The 21,647-nt window shown below is 33.7% G+C and carries 19 protein-coding genes; 2 read left to right on the top strand and 17 right to left on the bottom strand.

All coding sequences use genetic code 11. The features are described 5' to 3' along the window. Positions 1 to 16 precede the first annotated feature (16 nt). The 8 genes from HOO91_18395 to HOO91_18360 form a co-directional block, all read right to left on the bottom strand. A complete protein-coding gene (locus tag HOO91_18395; protein ID NOU19530.1) occupies positions 17 to 1,306 on the bottom strand; it encodes an NAD(P)/FAD-dependent oxidoreductase in 1,290 nt (429 codons plus the stop codon). Positions 1,307 to 1,526: 220 nt separating this feature from the next. Continuing rightward, on the bottom strand, positions 1,527 to 2,750 hold the full coding sequence (locus HOO91_18390) for a DUF3999 family protein (GenBank protein ID NOU19529.1): 1,224 nt from the start codon (positions 2,748 to 2,750) through the stop codon (positions 1,527 to 1,529). 4 nt (positions 2,751 to 2,754) lie between these two features. Then, entirely contained in the window at positions 2,755 to 5,115 is a 2,361-nt protein-coding gene (locus tag HOO91_18385; protein NOU19528.1) for a DUF2339 domain-containing protein, read from the bottom strand. Positions 5,116 to 5,271: 156 nt separating this feature from the next. Further along, a complete protein-coding gene (locus tag HOO91_18380; protein ID NOU19527.1) occupies positions 5,272 to 6,090 on the bottom strand; it encodes a hypothetical protein in 819 nt (272 codons plus the stop codon). A gap of 140 nt (positions 6,091 to 6,230) precedes the next feature. Further along, a complete protein-coding gene (locus HOO91_18375; GenBank protein ID NOU19526.1) occupies positions 6,231 to 6,767 on the bottom strand; it encodes a hypothetical protein in 537 nt (178 codons plus the stop codon). A 179-nt stretch (positions 6,768 to 6,946) separates the two neighbouring features. Beyond that, entirely contained in the window at positions 6,947 to 7,564 is a 618-nt protein-coding gene (locus HOO91_18370; GenBank protein NOU19525.1) for an isoprenylcysteine carboxylmethyltransferase family protein, read from the bottom strand. Between the two features lie 208 nt (positions 7,565 to 7,772). Then, the gene (locus HOO91_18365; protein NOU19524.1) at positions 7,773 to 8,546 is read right to left on the bottom strand and encodes a 4Fe-4S binding protein; all 774 of its coding nucleotides are present in this window, start codon (positions 8,544 to 8,546) and stop codon (positions 7,773 to 7,775) included. 268 nt (positions 8,547 to 8,814) lie between these two features. Then, positions 8,815 to 9,060 carry a hypothetical protein gene (locus tag HOO91_18360; GenBank protein ID NOU19523.1) on the bottom strand — a complete coding sequence of 82 codons (246 nt, stop codon included), beginning with the start codon at positions 9,058 to 9,060 and terminating at the stop codon, positions 8,815 to 8,817. A gap of 255 nt (positions 9,061 to 9,315) precedes the next feature. Between HOO91_18360 and HOO91_18355 the strand changes: the two genes are divergently transcribed. Next, entirely contained in the window at positions 9,316 to 10,251 is a 936-nt protein-coding gene (locus HOO91_18355; GenBank protein NOU19522.1) for a carboxypeptidase regulatory-like domain-containing protein, read from the top strand. Between the two features lie 242 nt (positions 10,252 to 10,493). Here the strand turns inward: HOO91_18355 and HOO91_18350 are convergent, their stop codons facing one another. Continuing rightward, positions 10,494 to 11,120, bottom strand: a complete 627-nt coding sequence (locus tag HOO91_18350; GenBank protein ID NOU19521.1) for a hypothetical protein — start codon at positions 11,118 to 11,120, stop codon at positions 10,494 to 10,496. Continuing rightward, complete coding sequence (locus HOO91_18345; GenBank protein NOU19520.1) at positions 11,113 to 14,007, bottom strand: N-6 DNA methylase; 2,895 nt, start codon at positions 14,005 to 14,007, stop codon at positions 11,113 to 11,115. Before HOO91_18345 ends, HOO91_18350 begins: the two co-directional genes overlap by 8 nt. Positions 14,008 to 14,139: 132 nt before the next feature. Between HOO91_18345 and HOO91_18340 the strand changes: the two genes are divergently transcribed. Further along, positions 14,140 to 14,502 carry a carboxypeptidase regulatory-like domain-containing protein gene (locus HOO91_18340; protein ID NOU19519.1) on the top strand — a complete coding sequence of 121 codons (363 nt, stop codon included), beginning with the start codon at positions 14,140 to 14,142 and terminating at the stop codon, positions 14,500 to 14,502. 125 nt (positions 14,503 to 14,627) lie between these two features. On the opposite strand, the gene HOO91_18335 is transcribed toward HOO91_18340, so the two are convergent. The 7 genes from HOO91_18335 to HOO91_18305 form a co-directional block, all read right to left on the bottom strand. Beyond that, positions 14,628 to 15,143, bottom strand: a complete 516-nt coding sequence (locus tag HOO91_18335) for a hypothetical protein (protein NOU19518.1) — start codon at positions 15,141 to 15,143, stop codon at positions 14,628 to 14,630. A gap of 195 nt (positions 15,144 to 15,338) precedes the next feature. Continuing rightward, the gene (locus HOO91_18330) at positions 15,339 to 15,869 is read right to left on the bottom strand and encodes a hypothetical protein (GenBank protein NOU19517.1); all 531 of its coding nucleotides are present in this window, start codon (positions 15,867 to 15,869) and stop codon (positions 15,339 to 15,341) included. Positions 15,870 to 15,872: 3 nt separating this feature from the next. Next, positions 15,873 to 17,066, bottom strand: coding sequence for a DUF262 domain-containing protein (locus HOO91_18325; GenBank protein ID NOU19516.1), 1,194 nt, complete (start codon positions 17,064 to 17,066; stop codon positions 15,873 to 15,875). A gap of 350 nt (positions 17,067 to 17,416) precedes the next feature. Then, the gene (locus HOO91_18320; protein NOU19515.1) at positions 17,417 to 18,007 is read right to left on the bottom strand and encodes a hypothetical protein; all 591 of its coding nucleotides are present in this window, start codon (positions 18,005 to 18,007) and stop codon (positions 17,417 to 17,419) included. 445 nt (positions 18,008 to 18,452) lie between these two features. Further along, a complete protein-coding gene (locus HOO91_18315) occupies positions 18,453 to 18,881 on the bottom strand; it encodes a hypothetical protein (protein NOU19514.1) in 429 nt (142 codons plus the stop codon). A 439-nt stretch (positions 18,882 to 19,320) separates the two neighbouring features. After that, positions 19,321 to 19,770 (bottom strand): hypothetical protein, encoded by a 450-nt coding sequence (locus HOO91_18310; protein NOU19513.1) that lies wholly within the window; start codon positions 19,768 to 19,770, stop codon positions 19,321 to 19,323. Positions 19,771 to 19,834: 64 nt separating this feature from the next. After that, complete coding sequence (locus tag HOO91_18305) at positions 19,835 to 21,595, bottom strand: hypothetical protein (GenBank protein ID NOU19512.1); 1,761 nt, start codon at positions 21,593 to 21,595, stop codon at positions 19,835 to 19,837. Positions 21,596 to 21,647 lie beyond the last annotated feature (52 nt).

Here is a 21,647-nt window from a genome sequence, read left to right as displayed (position 1 = left end):
TAAGTACTTATTCTAACTAACCTTTTCTGGAGAATCGAAAATTCTTAGGTAAAAACGTTAACCTCAACGATTGATCGTAAGTGATGTAACTCCAAATCCAGTTAATAAGTATTAGAATTTTATTCTTTACCCCGAATATTGAGCGAAGATGGATGAACATCCAGGCAAACCATGCAATTACCCCTTGAAATTTAATGTATTTTAGGTCTACTACTGCTTTATTTCTTCCCACGGTAGCCATTGTGCCCCAATCGAAATAATGGAAGGGTTTTGGGCTCCTACCCTTCTTTTCGTAGATTAAGTTACGAGCCAAGTTTCGTGCCGATTGTATTGCAACCTGTGCAACTTGCGGATACCCAGCAGGCCATTTATCCGAGATCATTGCTGCAACATCCCCAATTGCATAAATATTATCATAGCCTTTAACCCTGTGAAATTGATCAACAATCAACAGTTTCGATTTGGTATTCACCTCTTGTAAAAAACCCTGAATCTCATTTCCTTTAATACCAGCAGCCCAAATAAGGGTTTTGGATTTGATTGAATCTTTGTCCTTTAACTTTATTGTGCTCCCATCATAATCTACAACCTGAGTATCTTTCATTATTTCAACACCAAGTTTTTTCAAAAACTTTTCGGCCTTAATCGACGATTTCTCCGATAACCCGCCAAGAAGCCTTGACGATGCCTCAACAAGTATAATCCTAATCCTACTACAATCAAGTTCGGGGTAGTCCTTTGGGAAAACATATCGTTTCATCTCAGCTAATGCTCCTGAAAGTTCCACGCCAGTTGGTCCACCACCAACAATAACTATTTTAGTTAGCTCATCAACACTATCTGGATTTGTATTAACCAATGCATCCTCGAGGTTATGAAGTATTGAATTAAGTACTTCCAATGCCTCAATAACACTCTTCATGGGTTGAGAGAACTTCTCTACATTATTTAAACCAAAATACGATGTGGTTGCCCCCTGAGCTAAAACCAGATGATCATATTTTAAATTACCGATTGCTGTTTCAACCGTTTTATTTTCGGCGTTAATCCCTGTTACCTCGGAAATACGGATTATAATATCCTTTTGCTCGTGAAATATTTTTCTTATGGGAAATGATATATCACGAGGCTCCAAACCCGCAGTGGCAACCTGATAAAAAAGTGGCTGAAATTGATGATAGTTATTCTTATCGATCAGTACTACCTGAAAATTTGATTTTTTAAGCCTCTTGGCCATTTCAAGGCCAGCAAAACCGCATCCGATTATAACAACCCTCTCCTGATTAGTATCTGGAATATTAAGCATTGATTCTTGCATCCTTTCGCAATTCTTTTAAGTAGTGTTTATAAAATAACAATAGATGAATATTTAAGTTCACAAATTTAAAAGAAATAGCACTACTAAACATTAATATCAGGAATGAGCCGTTCAAAAATCATTTTCAACGTTTGGCTTTTATATATTAGATTTGACGGGACTTCAGCTATATAATTCTGAAGGAATTGAAGGCAAATAGTTCAAATTCCTATTTCTTTTTTATCATTCCAATTGAAAACCATCCAAGCAGAATAATAATTAATGCCATAATGGGCCAAAGCCAAATCTTGTTCTGAAACAGAGGTTCTGTTTTGGTTTTGATTTGTTTGCCGATTAATTGCTCATCACCTAATCTTAATATTTTTAGGGTTGTAGGGATTTTATCGGTAAAGCGGTTAATGTCGTATTGGGGCTTTGATGCTTGATTGTTTCTATAGGTTAAGTAGTAGGTTGCAGGTTCGGTAAAACGTCCTAATAGTTCGTACACATAACCTTTTACTACCAATGAATCAATCTGCAATGGCTTATTATCATGATTCTCTATTACTACTTTTAACTTATTGAGAATGGTGCTACTGAATAAAAACACATTTCCCTCAATCGAATTAAGCGTACCTGATGTTAAAGTGCTGTAACTATACCTCCATCCTTGCTGGGTATTAACACTATCGGTTAAGTATTTAATTGTTATTGGTCTGTAGTAATCAAAAGTATCCTTTACAAAAATTTTAAGGTAGCATACAGGAACAGCCGATTTCAGGTTAAAATTAATTATGGTTTGCTTATTCTGCTTGTCGTTCTCAGTTTTAATTGAACAGAAATTATAACTTCTGAAATCTCCATCAATAATATCAATCAATGATATTTTTGCTGCTATAAAATCGGGTTTTACACTGCTATTAATGTGTAATCGGAAATATCGATACTTTGAATTAGGGAAGACTACCTTTGTGAATTGAAAATTGGTCAGCTCATTTCTAATCGATAGGATTCTATAGTTCTCAACAACTGTAAACCATTCCTGCTGATTTTGACTTCCCTCTAAAGCTAATCTCCAATCAAAGTTTTGTTGCCCAAAATCAAGATTTAATTGGTTTATAGCGTCTTTTGTGGGTATCTCAAATGTAAAATAATATCCATTATCGTTTTTTGACTGATTGATCAAATTAAATGACACATCTTTCTGTGATATTTTTTCCGATACAAACCGCAAAATATATGGTGCTTCAATGGTATCATTATTTTTGGTAATACCGTAAATTCTAACATCAGAGAGATCGGGCAAAACCTTTCCAAATATTTCGTTAGGTAAAGTCACTTTGTGCCATTGATCCTTTATCTCCATCAATTCTCTTTTGTAGCCATATTGGTTAATTTGCCCAAAGGAGAATGAGCAAAGAAATAGCAACAGATATGTTAGTTTAACTTTCATCTTCTTAGGATATCTTATGTTTATATTTATTGTAAAGAAATGAAATTACTAAAAGAAGTACTCCCAATGATACGAAGACAATGGTTTTAGGAATAGTTTCAAGGTGTGACATATCATAGAAGAAAAGTTTAATTAGGGTTATTCCAAAAAGCACAATGGCAAAGATGCGCAGATGCTTTACTTTTTTCCAGATGCCTAAAACAGTTAAAAGCAGAGCGTATACACCCCACAATATGCTTAACCCGAGTTTATATTCCTGTGTGGATTTCATGATATCCAACCATGCAATCAGCTCACTACTTAAAATCCAAAGCACAGAGGTGTAAAGCAGTAAATCAAATGCGCTTACCAGTTTTGAAGAGGTTGATTTTATGAAATCTTGATTAATTAACATGTAACAAGATGCTAACATCAACCCAATAAAAGCGAAAGAGACATATCGTATCCCAATATAAAAGCCACCTCTGTGATAATATTCCGACAGTGTTTGATGTAGATAATTATCCCTAAGTTCGCTCAGAATGTACAATCCTATAGTAAGAAATATCACTACTGATAGGGTATTCAATGCAAGGTTAATATACCCAAAAACGGCATTTTTAAGTTTTTTAATATTCACAATCGATAAAACCGAGAAGAACAGCAAAGTATAGTTAATTATCCATATTCTTTTGAAAAAATTTAGAGCATCATTCATGTAGATGTTTGGAAATTCCTGATCGTCTACTTTTATCCTAATGGCAGAATCTACATATAGCTGATTCCAGTAAGTTGCAATTTCGAGCCTAATTGAGTTGTAAAGGACGATTAGTAGAATAGTAGGAATTGCAAAAGTAATTATTGAATTTAATCCTCTTTTTGAAGATAGAAATGAGACATATTTTTTACTACTATTCAGGTAAAGAATAAAAGCAAAAGAGGTAACAACCAATAGAGCGGATAAGAAATTGATATTGAGAAATGGGAAAATCCAATATTCTGGTTGTTCTTGGCTATAATGGGTAATAGCAAACCAATCGTGCCCGATACTAATAAAAGCTAAAAGCATAAGTGGATATGAAAGTATTTCATACGCTGGAACATTTTTCGTTCTACCTATCCAGAATAGCAATGCTGCTTCAATTGCCCATAATAATGTTACCCAATTCCCATCCAGCTGAACTGGAATGGCAATGGTTATAAAGACCAAAACCAATCCAACCACAAGGAAAAACAGATTTCTGTCGGCAAGTTTTTGCCTGTAAATTATTGTGCTCACCCCAAAGTGGATAATGGCATTACATAAAGTGAACAGCCCCAAAAGTTCCTTTCCTGTAGTATTGTTGCTTAATATGGCATAACCAAAACCGAAAAATATAAATGAGTTTGATAGCAACAACAAAATATCTCCTGCATTAAACTTCTCCTTTTGTAGCAGCTTGTATGCAAGAAAGATAGTATAGAAAGTCACAAAGAAGATAGATATAAATAACAGTGCTAAATTGAAGTGCTCATCTGCATTATACTTTGAAGCGAACCATGATGAGAAAATAAGCCACGAAAATACAAATGCTGAATAGAAAAGTGATTTCCAGTACTTTTTAAAGGCAATTACCAAAATGCCAATGTTAATAATGGACATATAGCTGAATAGTATAGCCACTCTCCCCGATCCATCGCTTAATAAAAAGGGAACAGCGTATGCACCAACAAGTCCTATATGTGCAATAACCTGAAGATTATAGTTAATAGCAGCAATTACAGTAAATGCAGTGAAAAAGACCATTAAAAGGAAGGTAATCTCTTGAGGTATCAGGCTGTAAAAGCTATATGCCGAATAGGTTATGAAATACATAATTGCTATTGCCCCGCTAACAAGCACAGCACTATAGTTTTTGTAATTCTTCTTCAGTTTAATGCCAAATCCAAGTAACCCTAATCCTACTAGGTAGCCCAATATTATTCTAGTAAGTGGACTAATTAACTGATGCTCTATAGAGTATTTTGCCCCTATTGCAACCCCAATTACAGTAATAATAATACCTATTTTATTGATTAGATTTTCCCCAATAAATTTCTCGAAATCTGTTTTTAACTTTGGAGTTATATCGGAATTAATATTTGAATACTCAGGTTGTTCCTTGGATTTCTCCTCTTTATGTGCTTTATATATTGATGCTACAGTCTCCTTTTTAGCATCAGCCGCAATAGGCTGATCTACAACTATTTTTTTCGTTTCTTCAACCCTCCCCTTTGTTTGCAAGGACTTAAGATTGTTGATCTGTTCACGCAGTTCACTTATCTCTCTCCAAAAACCATCCTGTCTTTGCATTAAAGAATCAAGCTTTTTAACAAGCTGATCTATTCTATCGTTATTCTCTGTCATATTGTGAGTCTTTATTCAATTTTTACTAGAGATTACATGGCTTGGAGTGTTGCTGAATTAACTGGCAACTCCATCATCCCATGTTATAATTTTTCTAAATATACGCAATAATTCATATTACCATCTCTGCCCTAAGAACCGCATGTTACCAGTAGTTTATTTCTTTTCATTAGTTTGATAAATAAACTTCAAACCATCGAATAAACTATGAAAAGGTACATGTCCTTCGTTTTCATAAGTCAAATATTTATATGCTACCCTATTTCCCAATTTCTCCTTAACTAAATTAGAAAAATCTGTCATTTGTTGAAGTGAATTGACTTGAGCAATTAGCGGGTCTTTAAGTCCATTTGTAATAAAGATTTTTTGACCATTGAATTTATCATACTGTTGAAAGGACTTAAGGCTTATTTCTTTAAAATAATTTTCACAAAATGGAAATGCACCACTACAAGCAATATATGAGTTAAACAATTTTGGTTTGGTTATAAAAGTGTAAAGAGTAAATACAGCGGTTGTTGATTGTCCATACAAAATCCTATCATCCGTAGTTCTATATTTCTTTCCGATGTAGGGAATAAGTTCTTTCTCAAAAAAAGCCTGAAAATCATTAACTCCTTTAGCCGTGGTCGTATCTGTTGGCCACACATCCTTTCCGCTTACAGTTTCTATTGCAACTATAATCATCTCGGGCATAATTTCTTCTCCAAGAGCCAAGCGATTAACAGTCGAAATAACTTCTAACATTGAAGCTGTATCGCCTTTAACTTGATACATCACAGGATATGATTTACTGGATTTGGAATAGCTATCCGGTAGATGTATCATAATCTTTCTGCTGTTATGAAGAATTTCGGATTTAATACTATCTCTTAACCCAATCTTCATATTAATATCTTGCCCATAAATTACGCTTGGTGCTATAAATCCAAGCAGGATAATCATTAAGGAGTAAACTCTAATTGCTTTGGTCATAATTCTTTATTTAAATTGTTTTAACGGCTCCCGTGGCTGGGCATGCTTGGGAGTAAGCTGCAGCTTCTATATCCCACGTTAAACTTTCCTGTTTGCAAGTCAACCCCAGTGGGTATAACCACGCGTTGTGTGGCGTGCTTTTATTCATTGTCTACGTTTTGTTCCTTAACTACTGCTTTCAAGTGAATTATGAACGTTTTCAGGTTCTTTTTATTCCAACCGTATGAAACTACCGAACTCATTCTATTAGGGTCACAAATGCTGTTTAAATACAATCTATTGTCTTCCTTAATTATTGTTATCATTTCACCCCAACTTCCTGTCCAGTTAGATCCTCTATACGCGCGAAATAAATTTTTATTATTGTGCTCAATTTTCCAATTAAGATCATCTACAGTTCTTCTAACGGTTTCATCGAATTGATCATTTGTGTATTTTATGTCTATTATTTTAAATGTCAATCTTCTTTTCTGAATGAAAATAAAGGCAATTCCTAGAACAAGGAAAGGCAAAGAAACCATCAATAATTCATTCACGGAACGTAATCCAGCATAAGAATTTGTTGCAAAAATTTTAAATAGGTCGATAACTATCATTGCTGGTATGAAAAAAAGAAAAGGAACTATAAAAAAATGTGTGATCTTCTGCCAAAAGGTTAATTCTAAATATTTCTTCATTTTGTCAATCTGTAAGTAATAATCATTCGTGTTGGTTGGTCGTCATAGCATGACATACACCGTTTTAGGCTATGCGCCGTAAGGGATTGCATGGCTACGTTCCTATCGCCCGATACGAAACTTGCCTGCGGGCGATGCACTTGGCATACCTCTTAAACCCTTATTGGCTATATTGTGTGTTAGGCAACGTTATTTTTGGTGCTCTCATGCCGTATCTTTAATTTATTCAATTTTCGATGTGAAATAAATTCAATAGTTAAACAGTTTTTATTATTTGTTTTTTTGAACCATGGAATGAACTTTGAAACTTTTCCTCTGTATTCCTCATATTGATTTCCAAAATCTTTTAATAATCTCTTTTCTTCCATTTTCACAACAACTGTCAACATAAAAACAAAAATTGCAAGGACTAATATAACAGAGGTTATTGAGTTAATAAATAGTGCAAAAGCAAAATATATTAAAAAAGTCCCAAATAACATAGGATTTCTTGTGTTTTTATATGGTCCTGATACAACAAGATTCTCTGTTTTAGGACTTATTTCTATATTCCCTATTTCTACAGGACCTCCTTTTCCAATAGTGTTTTGAATAATTATTGACCAAATTCCATAAATTAATCCAATTACAATCAACAATATGATACTGAACCATCTTATTATCGAATTCTGGATGATTTCTAGTCTAAATATTTTATCCAATAACGAAGTAATTATATAAATAGTTAAAGGCATTAATCCAATAACTAGTAATCCTCCTGTAATATATCCTAATATCATTTTCTTATCTTTATTCATAGTATGCCTCCTTTCAGTTTATTTTAATTTAAATATACCCGTCAGTCTGATGATTTATTGTCCTTAATAATGTTGCCTAACTCATTTATTTGTCTAATTCCCCCATATCTATCCACCAAAAAATAGATGTATAGGTCTGATATTTGACATCCTTATACAAATATAGTTCTTTTAAAATCATCATTGATTTATGCCTCTTGTGACTATTTTAATCATTTTTCTCATGCACAAAACTGAGCTTTTGAATGTACTTTTTCCGATTCCATATAAATTTAATCTTCATTGCTTTATATTTACAACTCTCAATACATTTTCCGCATAGTAGACATTCTGAATTAGTTACCAACCCATTATTATTCGCAACATAGTGTTTAATTGGAATTCTTACTAAGCAATCATTTTCGCATTTACCGCAAAGATTACATTTCTGTGAATCAACCACTGGTATTAATCTGGAAATTGAAGCCCCTGATGCGCATAATGCACCCATAAAGCATAGGTTGCGGCACACCCAACGACGTTCTAATAATAATCCCATTAAAACAGCACCCAATGTATCATAAAGCCATACTTGTTTGTAGTGCAGATTGAAGTCCATATCTAAAAACCACAGGTCAAATTTGAATCCGGTAATTGTTCCAAAATCTAATCGAACGAAGAAGAAGATAAATGCAGTTGTGAAAAATGCACAGATATTAAGAATTCGTATCCAAACAATGGATTTTTTCCACTTTATATGAAATATGGAACGTTGGCTTGTAATATCTTGAATTGTGCCCATAAAGCAAATCCAACCACACCCTATCCTACCAACAAGCGGAGAAATCAAAATTATAACACCCCAAATTATTACAACCAAGGTAATTGTTCCCCAATAAATAGAATGCCATATAAATGCAAAGTTTAATGCCCGAAACAGCGTTGGGGTCAATAATAAAAATATAATCCTTGTTATAAGGTTGTAAGAGTATAGTTTTTTCACTCGATTAAGGCTTTAGAAGGATAGCATAGTTATAATATTCAAACCCGCAACCAACAGGTTTCAAAGTCGAATTTAGCAAATTAAATTTAAACTGATTAAAAATCCTCATATTAGCAAAGAACCTAATTTTTAATACAGTTCAATATTTGGTTTTTCCATATCCGACTTAACAAGGGAAACCCTAGAGTTCCGAACTTTTAAAAAGTTCGGAACTCTTATCATTTCACCTTCTTTCAAAATCGTCTGTCTAGCCTTCATAACAATCTGACTACCCTTCATAATGATCTGGCGACCATGCAAAACGATCTGGTGAGTGTTCATAGCCATCTGTCAAGTGTTCAAAACGATCTGTCAACCCTTCAAAACGATCTGTCAGCCCTTCAAAACGATCTGTCAGCCCTTCAAAACGATCTGGCGAGTGTTCATAGCAATCTGTCAAGCGTTCATAGCTATCTGTCAAGCGTTCATAGCTATCTGGCGAGTGTTCATAGTAATCTGCTAATCGTTCAGCCAATTTATATCCTCATTCATTGCCAGTCGATTAGCATTCATGGCTAACCTAAAGTTATACTAAGCCAAGTGTAGGTAGAATAAATGCTACTCGTATATAATAAAATAATACTAGCTGCCGTTTGTTGTAAAAATACATTTAATCAAAAATATTTTATGTTTTTACTAAGCATGTTTTAATTTAACTATTACGAATTTAAAATGATGTTTTTAAGCCTTTTGTAATTAACAATTTATTCATCCTAAAAATCTTAAGAATATGACAAGCAAACAAGACGGCAACATTAGAATGTCGATGTCGACAGAAATCTTCCTAAGAAATTATTCCTCTATTACCGATGGCCTGCCAAATTTTGTAACCTATTACACAGAAATTAAAACTACAAACGCCGATATACAGGCAGCGCAGCAGCTCCAAGAGCTGGATAAGACAGGGATTACGGCAAACAAAAACCAGCTGAAGGCAACGCTTATTGTGCCCGCTGTTGATATTGCCCGTAGGATGGTTGCATACGCAACCAATGTAAACAACCCCGTATTTCTTGCTAAGATTAATTACTCCGAAAGCGATTTGAAAAGAAGTTCCGATACGGAGTTGAAAAGCCGCTGCCAGGTTATTTATGACCATGCTAAGGATAATTTAGGCTTGCTAGATGGCTATGGCGTTACAAGAGCCAATTTGGATGAGCTGCAAACGGCTATTACGAATTTTAACGATGCCTTCCCCCAAAGGCGAGTGGGCACTACCGATAAGAAGCAGGCTACCCGACACCTCGCAGATCTATTCAAAGTCCTTGCTGATACTTACATTAAGATTGATAAGCTGATTGAGATGGTGCGGATTTCGCACCCCGATTTCTACAACGGGTATAAGAGTGTGCGCAAGGTTATTAGCATAGGAGTAGGCTCACTGGTGCTAAAGGTTCTGGTAACCGATGCCCAAACAGGTGAACCGCTAGCCAATACTACCCTTACCATTACGCCCGATGATGGGCTACAGAGGAGTGCTAGCCAAACCGCTAAGCAGAGCATAGTTCGTAAAACGGCTAAAGGGGGTGGGCTAAACGAGAAAAACATGGAGGAAGGCAAATATATAGTTACCGCGCAGAAGCCGGGGTATAAGGATAAGACAACAACCGTTAGTATTGTACATGGGGAGAGGGCTGTACTGGAGATAGCCCTTGACAAGATTTAACGAATGAACCCTGCGAAAGCAGGGTTTTTTGTTGTTTGAGTACTGTGAAAGCAAAGCCTAGAGGAATAGAAAAGTTGAGGCTTTCGCCTCAACTTAATGAGGGTGCTATTTTGCATAATGCCATTGTACTACACGGATGTTGTATAAGATGGTGTTATGGAAAACAGCTTTGAATGTAGTTTGTTTTCACTCAAGTTCAATCCATAGAATGGCTTTATAAAATCTTTCAATTTAATTATTTGCTAACTTGAAAAAGGGAAAATCAAATGATAGATTAAAATATCGGTATCGTTTATGCGTTTGTGAATAGATTTAAAACTATATTTCCAATTTGGGCTCACTTGATCGTGAAATGTATTCGGATTCGAAGGATAATAATTTGACACACTAGTCTGGGTGGCAAAAAATACTTCTGAAATATTTCCAGAGACCACAAATCCAATCATACTAGCATATTGATTTTTTTCAGCATATTTTAATTCAACAAAACGCTTTACACCTTCGTCATTATAGGATTTATTTTTAGATGGTTGTTGATGAAGGCATTTGCATTCAATAATGAATTTTTCAAAGCCAGAAATGAAAAAAACAATATCCGTTCTTCTTTTCTCTATTTGATCCACAAAGTGTTGTCTTTCAAAATCTAAAAGTAAGATATTATTATCAATTAAGTTTTTAGTTGTAGGATTATTCCTTTCCAAATCCCAAATAAACCTATCACGAATATTATTTTCGATATCACCTGATTTGTCTATACGCCCGTATGTATCAATGATTGCAGATAAGAATAGATTTTCATACAAATCTTTTGCTGATTTATACTTTAAACGCTGCAATCCAAACTGGTAATATGATTGATTTTTACTCATGCGCAGCTGGAAGATTTGAAAGCATTAGGCCTAATTCTTCTTTGGCATCTTTTGTGGCTTGCCTAATGGTCCAATCCTTGAAAAGGTTACTTTTTATAAGATAAAAGAATTTATCCTCGTATAGTTTTACTTTATCCTCGTTTATGATTTTTGATATATCGGCTTTTTGAAGTTGTTTTTTCTTTACAAAATTTAATACTTCAAGTGTATTATCTTCTGTCGGTTCCTGAATTCTGTCCGAATCAACAATGGTAAAGCGAATTATTGCTCCAATATTGGCAGATATTCTATAGGATGCAACTAATTTACTGTTATCATCTAGCATCAATTCAAAAACCTCAGAAAATTTTGAAATGTAGTTTTTAATATCCGATTGATTAACAAAACGTTTTATTCCAGTTCTTTCTACTTTGATCTGATAAAATTCACGAATGATTTCTTTTTCGTACTCTTTTAGATTGTAGAGATCAAAGATTTGTTCATCAAGATTGTTTTCTATAACAGATGTATCATAATCAAGACTTTTCTTTTCTTCAATTTGTTTAACTAATCCAAAGAGTCTTGAATAATCATCTGATTCTTTAGCAATACGAATAAAAGGCAATTTTTCTACATCTACGTTCCTTATCGTATCTCTTTTTTCTTCACCTTTTCCCCATTGAGAAGAAACATTGTAGAAGTAATATCCGAATAAACTGGAGTTTATTAAACCCAAATAAGGAGAATGAACATCTATATCATTATTATCTTCTTTTAGCTTAATAGAGAGGATATTGTGTTTGTGTAGTATCTCGTCGTTTAATTCAATACCTCTAAACCTTATTTTATCGGACTCTAATGGCCTAACTGTAACAATGATACGATTTCCATTAAAAATATTTTCATCTCTTCTTCTGTGTAACTTTTGATTCCAGTTGAATTTTTTAAGAGTCTTTATGATTGTGTATTGTTTAAAATCATTTGGTTCTATTATATTCTTCCAAATTGGAGGCCCCAATTGTTCCATATTCTGTTTTGGTTGAAATCCGGCTCGACATTCAACAGTAATATCTCTTTGAATATTTATCTTATTTTTAATAAGCATAAAATCTTCCAAACCTCCATTTACCAAAATCCGCCATAAAAGATCATCCAAAATAAACATTCTCTGTTCAATTTCATTCTTGTCTTTTTCAGTAAAATGGATAACATTCAGGTTTTCCGAAAAGCCATTTAGCTTAGGTGAAATATAGGTTAAAACTGAATTTTCTTGTTTCTTGTTTTCAAATATCAGAATTGCACAAGGTTCAGTTGCTCCAATGACAACATCTTTATTGCCGACTTTTCCAATTATATGTTTTTTGAAAAGTATTTTGTTGTAATTTGATAGTTCAAAGAAATAGTTGATTTGATATAACCCCAGCAATTCCCTGCGAAAATCGAGAGAATTATCATTCAGTAAAATTGAGTTTTTAACAATCAATGAAAAAACTGTTTCAGGCTTGCTCCATTTTTTTACACGTATCAGAAAAGCCTGAGAACGTTCATAATCTGAAACATTCAGATATTCTGGCATGTTACCATTCTCACCTTTTGAACCTATCGCATTTCGTTCTTTTATTGTTTCCTGATCTTCGCCAGGCTCAACCGAACCCCATGGTGGATTAGATAGAATGCAATCGAATTTTTTATCTTCAAAAACGTTGTCGGTAATTGCATTCGCACATATTAAGTTTGATCCTATCAGTGATGGCAGTATAGGATGTGAATTTTTAATTTTTTCACGGATAAATTCAGGGTCCTCATCTTCGAGCAAAGCTAAATACAAGCTAAATGCAGCTATTTGTAAGGCCTTCGGATCAATGTCAATTCCAAATAGTTGATTCTGTAAAATTTCTTTTTTCTTTTCGTAGAGAGGCTTAGTTGGATAAGAATTGATTATTGCCTTGAAACTTTCCACTAAAAAAGCTCCCGAACCAACCGCTGGATCGAGAACTGAGATATTATTATTTTCAACCAATCTAGGTTTTAGCGATTGGTCAAGCATAAAGTTAACGACAAAAGCAGGTGTGTAATAAATTCCCCTTCCTTTCTTTTCATCACTTTGGAGAAAAGCTTCATAAACGTGACTAATTAGCTGAACAGGAATTTTATCGAACTGATAGGGGAAAAGACTCAATTGACCTGTTCGATAATCACTACTAAAAAATGCTAAAAGTTCCGTAAGGTAAGAGGATTCGATGTCTGATTCAATCAAATTTTCGTATTTGAAAACATCTCCATTGATCTTGGCTACTTCGTTGAAAATCCTTATTAATTCACTCTGCTGACCAGTTTGGAGCGTTTTAACCAAATAGCTTTCAGAGAATATCTTTCTGTCTTCGAGATATTTAAAGAATAGACATCTTAAAATAAGACGATGAATTACATCTTCGTTATTTTCGTGTATTAACTTATTTCGAAGAGTTATCAGGTTTAATAACAAATCTTTATCTACTTCAGTTCCTTTTTTCTTGTTTTTAATAACAAAATCGAAGAAATAAGATGAGTCAATATAATCCTTTGTAATTTCCTGAATACTCTCTATCTCGAATCCTTCAGAGTTAACACCATAGTCAAAAGAAATTATTTTCCCTGACAGAGGTTTTTTGCTGTCGGGTTTCGTTTTTGCATTGATGACATAAGAATAAAAATCATCTATCGCAATAAAGGTTTGAATCTTATTTTCGTTCCAAAGTAAGCGGTGAATATTAAAAATGTCATTGGGGGAAGAAACGTGGAAATATGAAATCTCAAGTTTGGGAGTATTGCTTAATGAGTATGTGAATAGATTATCCTGAGCCTCTGAAAGTTCCTTTTCAGAAAATCCAAGTTTGTTGAGAAAAATATGGAATTTGTTCAAAATCATATCATTAATTCATAACCCTATATGCAAAAATAAGAAACTAAATTGGAAAGCGAACAGAAATATAGATGAAGTTTAGGTTCATCCTATTTTGTTTCGACTCTACATACTATTAATCCAGATAAGCTGATTGAGATGGTGCGGATTTCGCACCCCGATTTCTACAACGAGTATAAGAGTGTACGCAAGGTTATTAGTATAAGAGTAGGCTCACTGGTGCTAAAGGTTCTGGTAACCGATGCCCAAACGGGAGAGCCGCTAGCCAATACTACCCTTACCATTACGCCCGATGATGGGCTACAGAGGAGTGCTAGCCAAACCGCTAAGCAGAGCATAGTTCGTAAAACGGCTAAAGGGGGTGGGCTAAACGAGAAAAACATGGAGGAAGGCAAATATATAGTTACCGCGCAGAAGCCGGGGTACAAGGATAAGACAACAACCGTTAGTATTGTACATGGGGAGAGGGCTGTACTGGAGATAGCCCTTGACAAGATTTAATGAATGAACCCTGCGAAAGCAGGGTTTTTTGTTGTTTAAGAGCTGTGAAGGCAACGTTTAGCGGAATAGAAAAGTTGAAGCTAAAGCCTCAGAACGGGGTATAAATTATGTATATCTATAAATTCCTAAAAGTTTACCCCAATTCGGATCGGCATCAACAATGATTGTTGTGTCATTAAAAATCCAAATTGCACATAAATATTAAGTTTCTCTTTCAGTTTATAAGCTAACCCTGTGCCTAGTTCCACAGTCGCACTTCCTTTTCCATTTTCATATTGATTCCATATGTGATTATATCCAATTTTCAGGTTTAGTAATGGCGTTAACTTCGTTTTTAATGTCAAGAATTCGAGGTCTGAGAAAATAGAAAATCCATTAATTCCTTCAAAGTTTAGATATCCAAACCCGAGCCCTAAGAATAACTTTTCTTTCAGTTTTATTCCATTAATAAGATTAAGATCAATTCCATTTTGTTTTTTGTCTAAATTATATCCTCTCCAAGTGGGTCCCGGGTCAACCTGAACTGTAGTACCAAGAAATTTCAAATATCCTGTTTCAACTTTTCTTGAATACACAATTTGTGAGTACACTGAAATATCTAATATTATCAATAGGGCTAGTGTTGGAATTATTTTTTTCATTTTCTAATTCTTGCAAAGAAGATAACTTTGTTTGAGGTTTTATTTTATGACTCTCTACATTTGTTGCGAATAAACGCTAGGGAGTTCGAAGTAGTGTCTCTTTCTCCAGTCTAACTTTTACCAAATTACTAAAAACTTGCTTATCTACCCCTGCTAAATCACAACCGTGTATTATATATGCTAATTGTATTCCTTTTAATTCGAAACTGAATTAATATTCACATTAAATATTTCCATGAAATACTGAGCAGATTTAAATAAATTAAAAATTTCGTCAACTGTTTTTTCAATAGTATAATTCGCATAGTTTTGATGAACCAGTCTATTTCTTTCTCTCCCGATTTCCATAAAGTCTTTAATTGATGATTCAAGTTTTTCATTATCTTTAATTATAGCAGTCATATGATTTTTAAATTTTTCACCGAATAATGCAAAAAAATTGTTTGCATTAGCGGCATCCCAACAAAAAAAAGTATGATATTGCCTAGATATTGCTTTGTTTTTTAAGAAAGAAGTGATTATTAAATTTGAATTAGTGGTGTTATGAAAATATTCTGTCAGAATATTGCAAATTTGATATTCAAAAAAACTCGCAGAACTTAATAATAAAGATTTTCTAAAATGATCATCAATTAATACAGTAAATGATGGCTCTTCATTTTTAATAAGAAATTGATTTAGGTTTAAAAAGTCTTCATATAAAATATCAACTATTGTTTTTTCCATATTTTAAATAAAATACTTTTTTGCAATTTCTAATCTTTTTACAACACTAGATTTATTTGTGGTTCCTGCAATTGAGAATTCATTAAATTCACTATCCGATTCCATGAGTTTAATTTTCGAAAGATCTATTTTTCCTGAATATAATTGATTGTTGTTAATCTTATCTATTGAGGTTGCAAATAAAATGGCTTCAAACAGAAAAGTATTAAAACGTTTTGTTTTTTTATTAATAAATGTTTCTTCAGGTAATTCTGAACAATGTTCAAGGAAAGATTTAAAGTAAGATTCGTAAAAAATGATCTTATCAGGTGTGATTTTTTTCATTTTATTTGAAAAATCATTAAGGAATTTAGCAAGTGAAGAAAAATAATTATCTCCATCAATCATCATAGCAAAACCTCTGAGTAATAACTCAACATCTCTCATGTGTAAATCAGGAGCCTCGGTTCTTAATAACTTTCTCCAGACTGGCTCTAAATTTAGTTTATATAATAAATCATAGAACTTTGAATGATAAAGACTACCTCTTATTTCCTGTGGTGTCAAATTTATACCGCCTGAATTAAGCCTATTGAAAATTTCAAAAACAGAAGAATTATCATCTTTTGGAACATTTTGTTTAACAATAACATTTCTAATTGGTCTTAATTCAAATTGAGTGCGATATTCTCCGAGAGTTTTGTATGTTAAACCATTAAATTTATTTTTATGACGTTCCTTTGTTTTTGATAAACTTAACTTAAAGGTTGTAAAATATTCCTCATCAAAAAGGATTTCATCGGGAATATTTCCGTTCTTAGAAAAAATCTCTCTTAGTTCAGTTCTTCTCTCTCTCTTTGGAAATTTTTGTTTTATAAAATAAAAAATCGTCATCAATCTTTGTTGTCCATCCATTACTAAAAATTTATTTTTAGCCTCTTCATATAAAAATATTTGAGGAACTGGAAGTCCTAAAATTATTGATTCAATTAATTTTGAAGCCCTTTTAATGTCCCATACAAAATTTCTCTGAAAACCAGGTATAATAATTGCTCCCGACTCAATGAAACTGTTTATTGTCATAATATTAAAGTCGTTGGGGCTAGAGGTCAACTCATATTCATCTATTTGAAAATCTTCAGAGTAATCCTCTTCTGAACTTTCTTCTTCTGATTCTATATTTAATTGATCATCAAAAATCAATTCATTGTCATTCATTGTCAAATTTTTTAAGTTCTTATTTGAGAATCAAAATTAAGAATAATTAATACATTCTATATTAATGTTAAAAATATAATTACCTTTTTATCAATTTTATCCACAATAGAATTAACTAAAACAAAAATAATAAACTTGGTTTACACCTGTCTATAACAACTCAATTAATACAACTTATTTTACCAATTTGCAAAACTTGAACAGTAACTAGGATTCAAAATCCTAATAGTAGCAAAGAGCCGGATCAAAGATCCAGCTCAACATTCGGTTTTTCTATATCGGATTTGACGGGAACTCTCGGATAGGCTTTTAGAATACCGACTGTCTACACTGTTGTGTGCAGCTAATTATTAAAACTTAATATCAAATTCTATTTTCACATGTTGTTCCATGAAATATTTATTTCCAAAATGAATATTAATTGGCATTATATTAATTGCTGTTCGACTATCTGGTGAATTAATTCTAAAACCTCCTCCAATATATCCTCCAAAATGGAAATCACTCAAATACTCAGAATAAATCTGCTCTGTAGAACCATAGTCAGGTCTTCCTCCTGTTCCAATTAATCCTCTTGAGTTATTTATTAATGCACCTGTTCCAATAACTATAGAGAATGCCCTAATTTTAATCAAATCGAAAAATAAATTCGTTTCAAGGTTTATAGAATTGAAATACTGGTCTCTTGCATCATTGATGAATTTTGAACTGTAATGTCCTATACTAAAATTAGGGCTAAACCTTAATCTATCTCTCCAAATCTCACGTTGGTATCCAACTGAATAAATAAATCCTAATCCGTCTGTATTATAGCCCATTGAAGCGCCTATTCCAAATCCAAGTTTGATGCTATTTTTGGTGAAATCTTGACTATGTAAATTTTGAAAAAATGTCATTAATACAAGAGTGAAAATCAATGTGGTTTTAAGAATTTTAGTCATAAAGTATCAAATATTTTAATTAGTTAAGTCGTTTCGTTTTGTCATCTTTAGTTGCGCACAACTCGTTTACATGTCTAATTCCCCCAGACCTATCCACCAAAGAATAGATGAATAGACCTGACTTTTTACATCCTTATACAAATATAGTTCTTTTTAAAATCAGCATTGGGTTATCCCTCTATAGAATTACAGAACATTCTAGTGACCTATTCTAAAATTCACGTTAATACAATTTGGACAATTTGTGTAAGGAGTTTCCTATATTTTTTATTATGTAGGCATAGCCTTCAAAGCCGAATTTAGCAAATTAAATTTAAACGGAATTAAAACCCTATTAATAGAAAAGAGCCGGATCAAAGATCCAGCTCAACATTCGGTTTTTCTATATCGGATTTGACGGGAACTCTCGGATAGGTTTTTAGCCTACTCGATTGTGTTCAGTTAATTATTTTTCTGCCTTATTGTAATCCTCCTCTGTTATAGAATAATAAAATTCATATAAACCGTCATCCACTTTTCCACCACTGTAACTATCAATCTTTAGAATATTCCTAGGATTTGAATCATTTCGCCTGTAAATAATTCTTAAACTATTGTCAAAGACAATAATTGCTGAATCAGGGTTACCAAAAGGAAAATAACTAAAATCATTGTCCCCTTTCGTTGAAACCCTATCTTCAATCCTTCCATTCTTAGGTATAACATAGGTTGTATCTATAGCACCGCCTCTTGACTGAATTTCAGCATTAAAAACAGAAATTTCGACATCATGATTTGAAATATTATTTACATAAAAAATAGTCAAAGTACCATGATCGCGACACGATGAATAAAAACAACAAACTAAAATTAATAGAAGAAATAGTTTTTTCATGCTTAAAAAATTGAGTTAAACACCAAACTTGCTTAATAATGAATAATTATCTTGACTTTTAGTTACCAGTATAACGCAAATAGTTCATCGATCTTAGCATCTGTTACCCCTGCAATTTTATGATTCTTGATTTGATCACGCAAACTGCTTAATCCATACGAATTCCTGAGTATATAAGCATTAATGTATGAAAGGGTATACCCTGAATCAAATCATTGGGATAACCTGAACCATAAGACGTTCTTTGACTAACATTGTCAATTTAATCAATAAATATAGGAGAATATGCTTTGTCTTTTACAAAAGACCAACTACTATGAGTATTATAAATATGATTATAATTAACAGAAACTCGGAATGCAAATCCTAATTATCAGGGTTTACTTCCCTATCTTTATTTCAACCCAGTTTAAATTTAACTTCGGCTGTGTTCAGTTAATTATTTTTCTGCATTAATATAATCAGCCTCAGTGATGGTGTAAGTGTATTGGTAGTGGTAAAGACCATGCCTTTCGCTCACCTTTCCACCTATGTAACTCTCTTTGTGCAAAATATTCCGTGGAACAATGTCTTCTCTTAGGTAAATCAATCGTAAACCATCATCAAAGGTAATACAGGCAGAATCAGAATGAAATCCAAAGGGAAAAACGTATTCACCACTTCCCTTCCCTTTCTCTGAGTGGTTATAAACAAACTCTGCTTCATTTGGTATCGCAAGGATAGTGTCAGTAATATGACCAAATTCAATATCTGATTTGGATACAAACAAACTCACATCATGTCCAGAAGCATTTTTCACACAAAAATCAATTGAGGTTTCATACTCCTTTATGCAAGATAAAGTTATTGTGCCAATTATACTTATTATAATTACTATTAAACGTTTCATAATTTTATATTTTTATTGAGAAACCGTCAAATGCATAATGCATTTGATGTGTTCGAATTAATTATTACCAATATAAAGCAAACAGTTCATTTATTTGAGTATCTGTTACCCCCGTAATCTTATGGTTTTTAACTTCATTGAACAAACTGCTTATGCCATAAGAATTCCTTAAAATATACCAATTCACATATGATAGGGTATAACCTTTAATTAAATCATTAGGAAGTCTTGAACTCAATGTCCTCTGATTATTATCATCCATTAAGTCAATAAAAATAGGTGAATATGCTTTATCATCCACAAAAGGCCAAATATCATGTTTGTTATAAGGGTGATTATAGTTAATACCCACGGCAATACCAAATCTATTCCCCCAGTAATGGTATTCATCATTCGATAGTGCCCACTCAACGGCATCCGCCCAGCTCTCATAGATAATCTTTGATACCTGCCAGTACTGTATATTGCCTAGATTCTGGGAATGTGCCTGATGTCCAAGTTCGTGGGCGGTTGTTCCAAAGATTTCTTGTGTAGGTCTATAACCATATTGATCCTTCCCCCAAACCTGAATATCGGGTAATATACCAGAAGTACTCCAATCACCCCAGAATACACCTGTACCCACACCATCCCTATAACATATTTTTGTTTTTCCTCCGTAGTTGAGTGTTGGTCTGTTTAGACCTAGATTATCCCCATAAAAATGTTTGCAAGCGGCACGGTGCATAGTTGCAAACATTATTGATTTGCCCCCTTTTATATTTAAATTCCAGTCGCCTTTCTGTTTGGGCCCATTATACCATGCCTGCAAGAACATTCCATTCCTAATGTCGTAGTGTGATCTTTCCCACTTTATAGCATAGTTAACTTCATACCTGAATCGGCTGGTTTGGAAATACCCATTGGCATCGGTCAAATCAGTTTCAATATGAACAAACCATCGGGCATGAACACTGGCACCTACAAGAGGAATATATCGGCCTTGGGTTGTAGTAGCCACGGTGCGATATACTGCGCGTTGACATTGTGTTGGGTCGATTGGATCAACAGGAGCCATTTGCATTATATGTTTTGCTGGATTTGTTGCATTTGCTTGTTGAAGAGGAGCAGCTTGGCTACAATCGTAGTACTCCCAGTGGTCAAAAACTTGCGTGTAGGTGGTTGTGGTTAAAATATCGTCCCAAACCAGAATAGTTCCTTTCGGTGTCCATTTGGATGGTAATATACCCTTAGGCATATTACCAGTTAAGTTTACGGATTCGGTTTCCATGTCGAGCAAAAGCTGATTTACCTCTGGCGAACCCTTTGTGTTGACAATATCATCATCAGGGATATATACCTCGTAGAGCAATTCGTGAGGAACGTTAGGAATGCTATGCTTAATGGGTATAACGCAGTACTGCCAGGTTATAGCCGTTTCGGGTATTGATGGGTCATGGTAGTATGTACCTGAAGTGGTAATTTCAAAGTTCAAGGGGTAATCATACAGAACCAACGAAGTATCAGATTTGAGCAAACTCAATTCTTCCTCAGTGCTGGGTAAAAAACGCATGTATAAATGTGTTGGCTGAATATTAACATCAGGCAAGCTGGGGTTGGCAGCCTTCAAATTCGAATATGCTTTTTTCATGTTCTTTAGGGCGTAAGGGTCTTCTAATTGATTACCCAATGACATAAGCCCTTCGCTTGGTTGTGCAATCGAACTCTTTTTACCGTGCTGTTCATTCGAGTTCATTTTATTGAGAGCGTATTCATCCTTTGTACACGCACCTAAAACTATTGTAATTGCAAACGATACTGTTACTAAATTTTTCAAATACTTCATGTTGATTTAATTTAAAGCTAAAGTTATTAATTTAAAAAATCATCTCCTATTT

The organism is Bacteroidales bacterium (assembly GCA_013141385.1).
Taxonomy (GTDB): Bacteria; Bacteroidota; Bacteroidia; order Bacteroidales; family Tenuifilaceae; genus UBA8529.
This window is presented reverse-complemented; position numbering and strand designations above follow the sequence as displayed.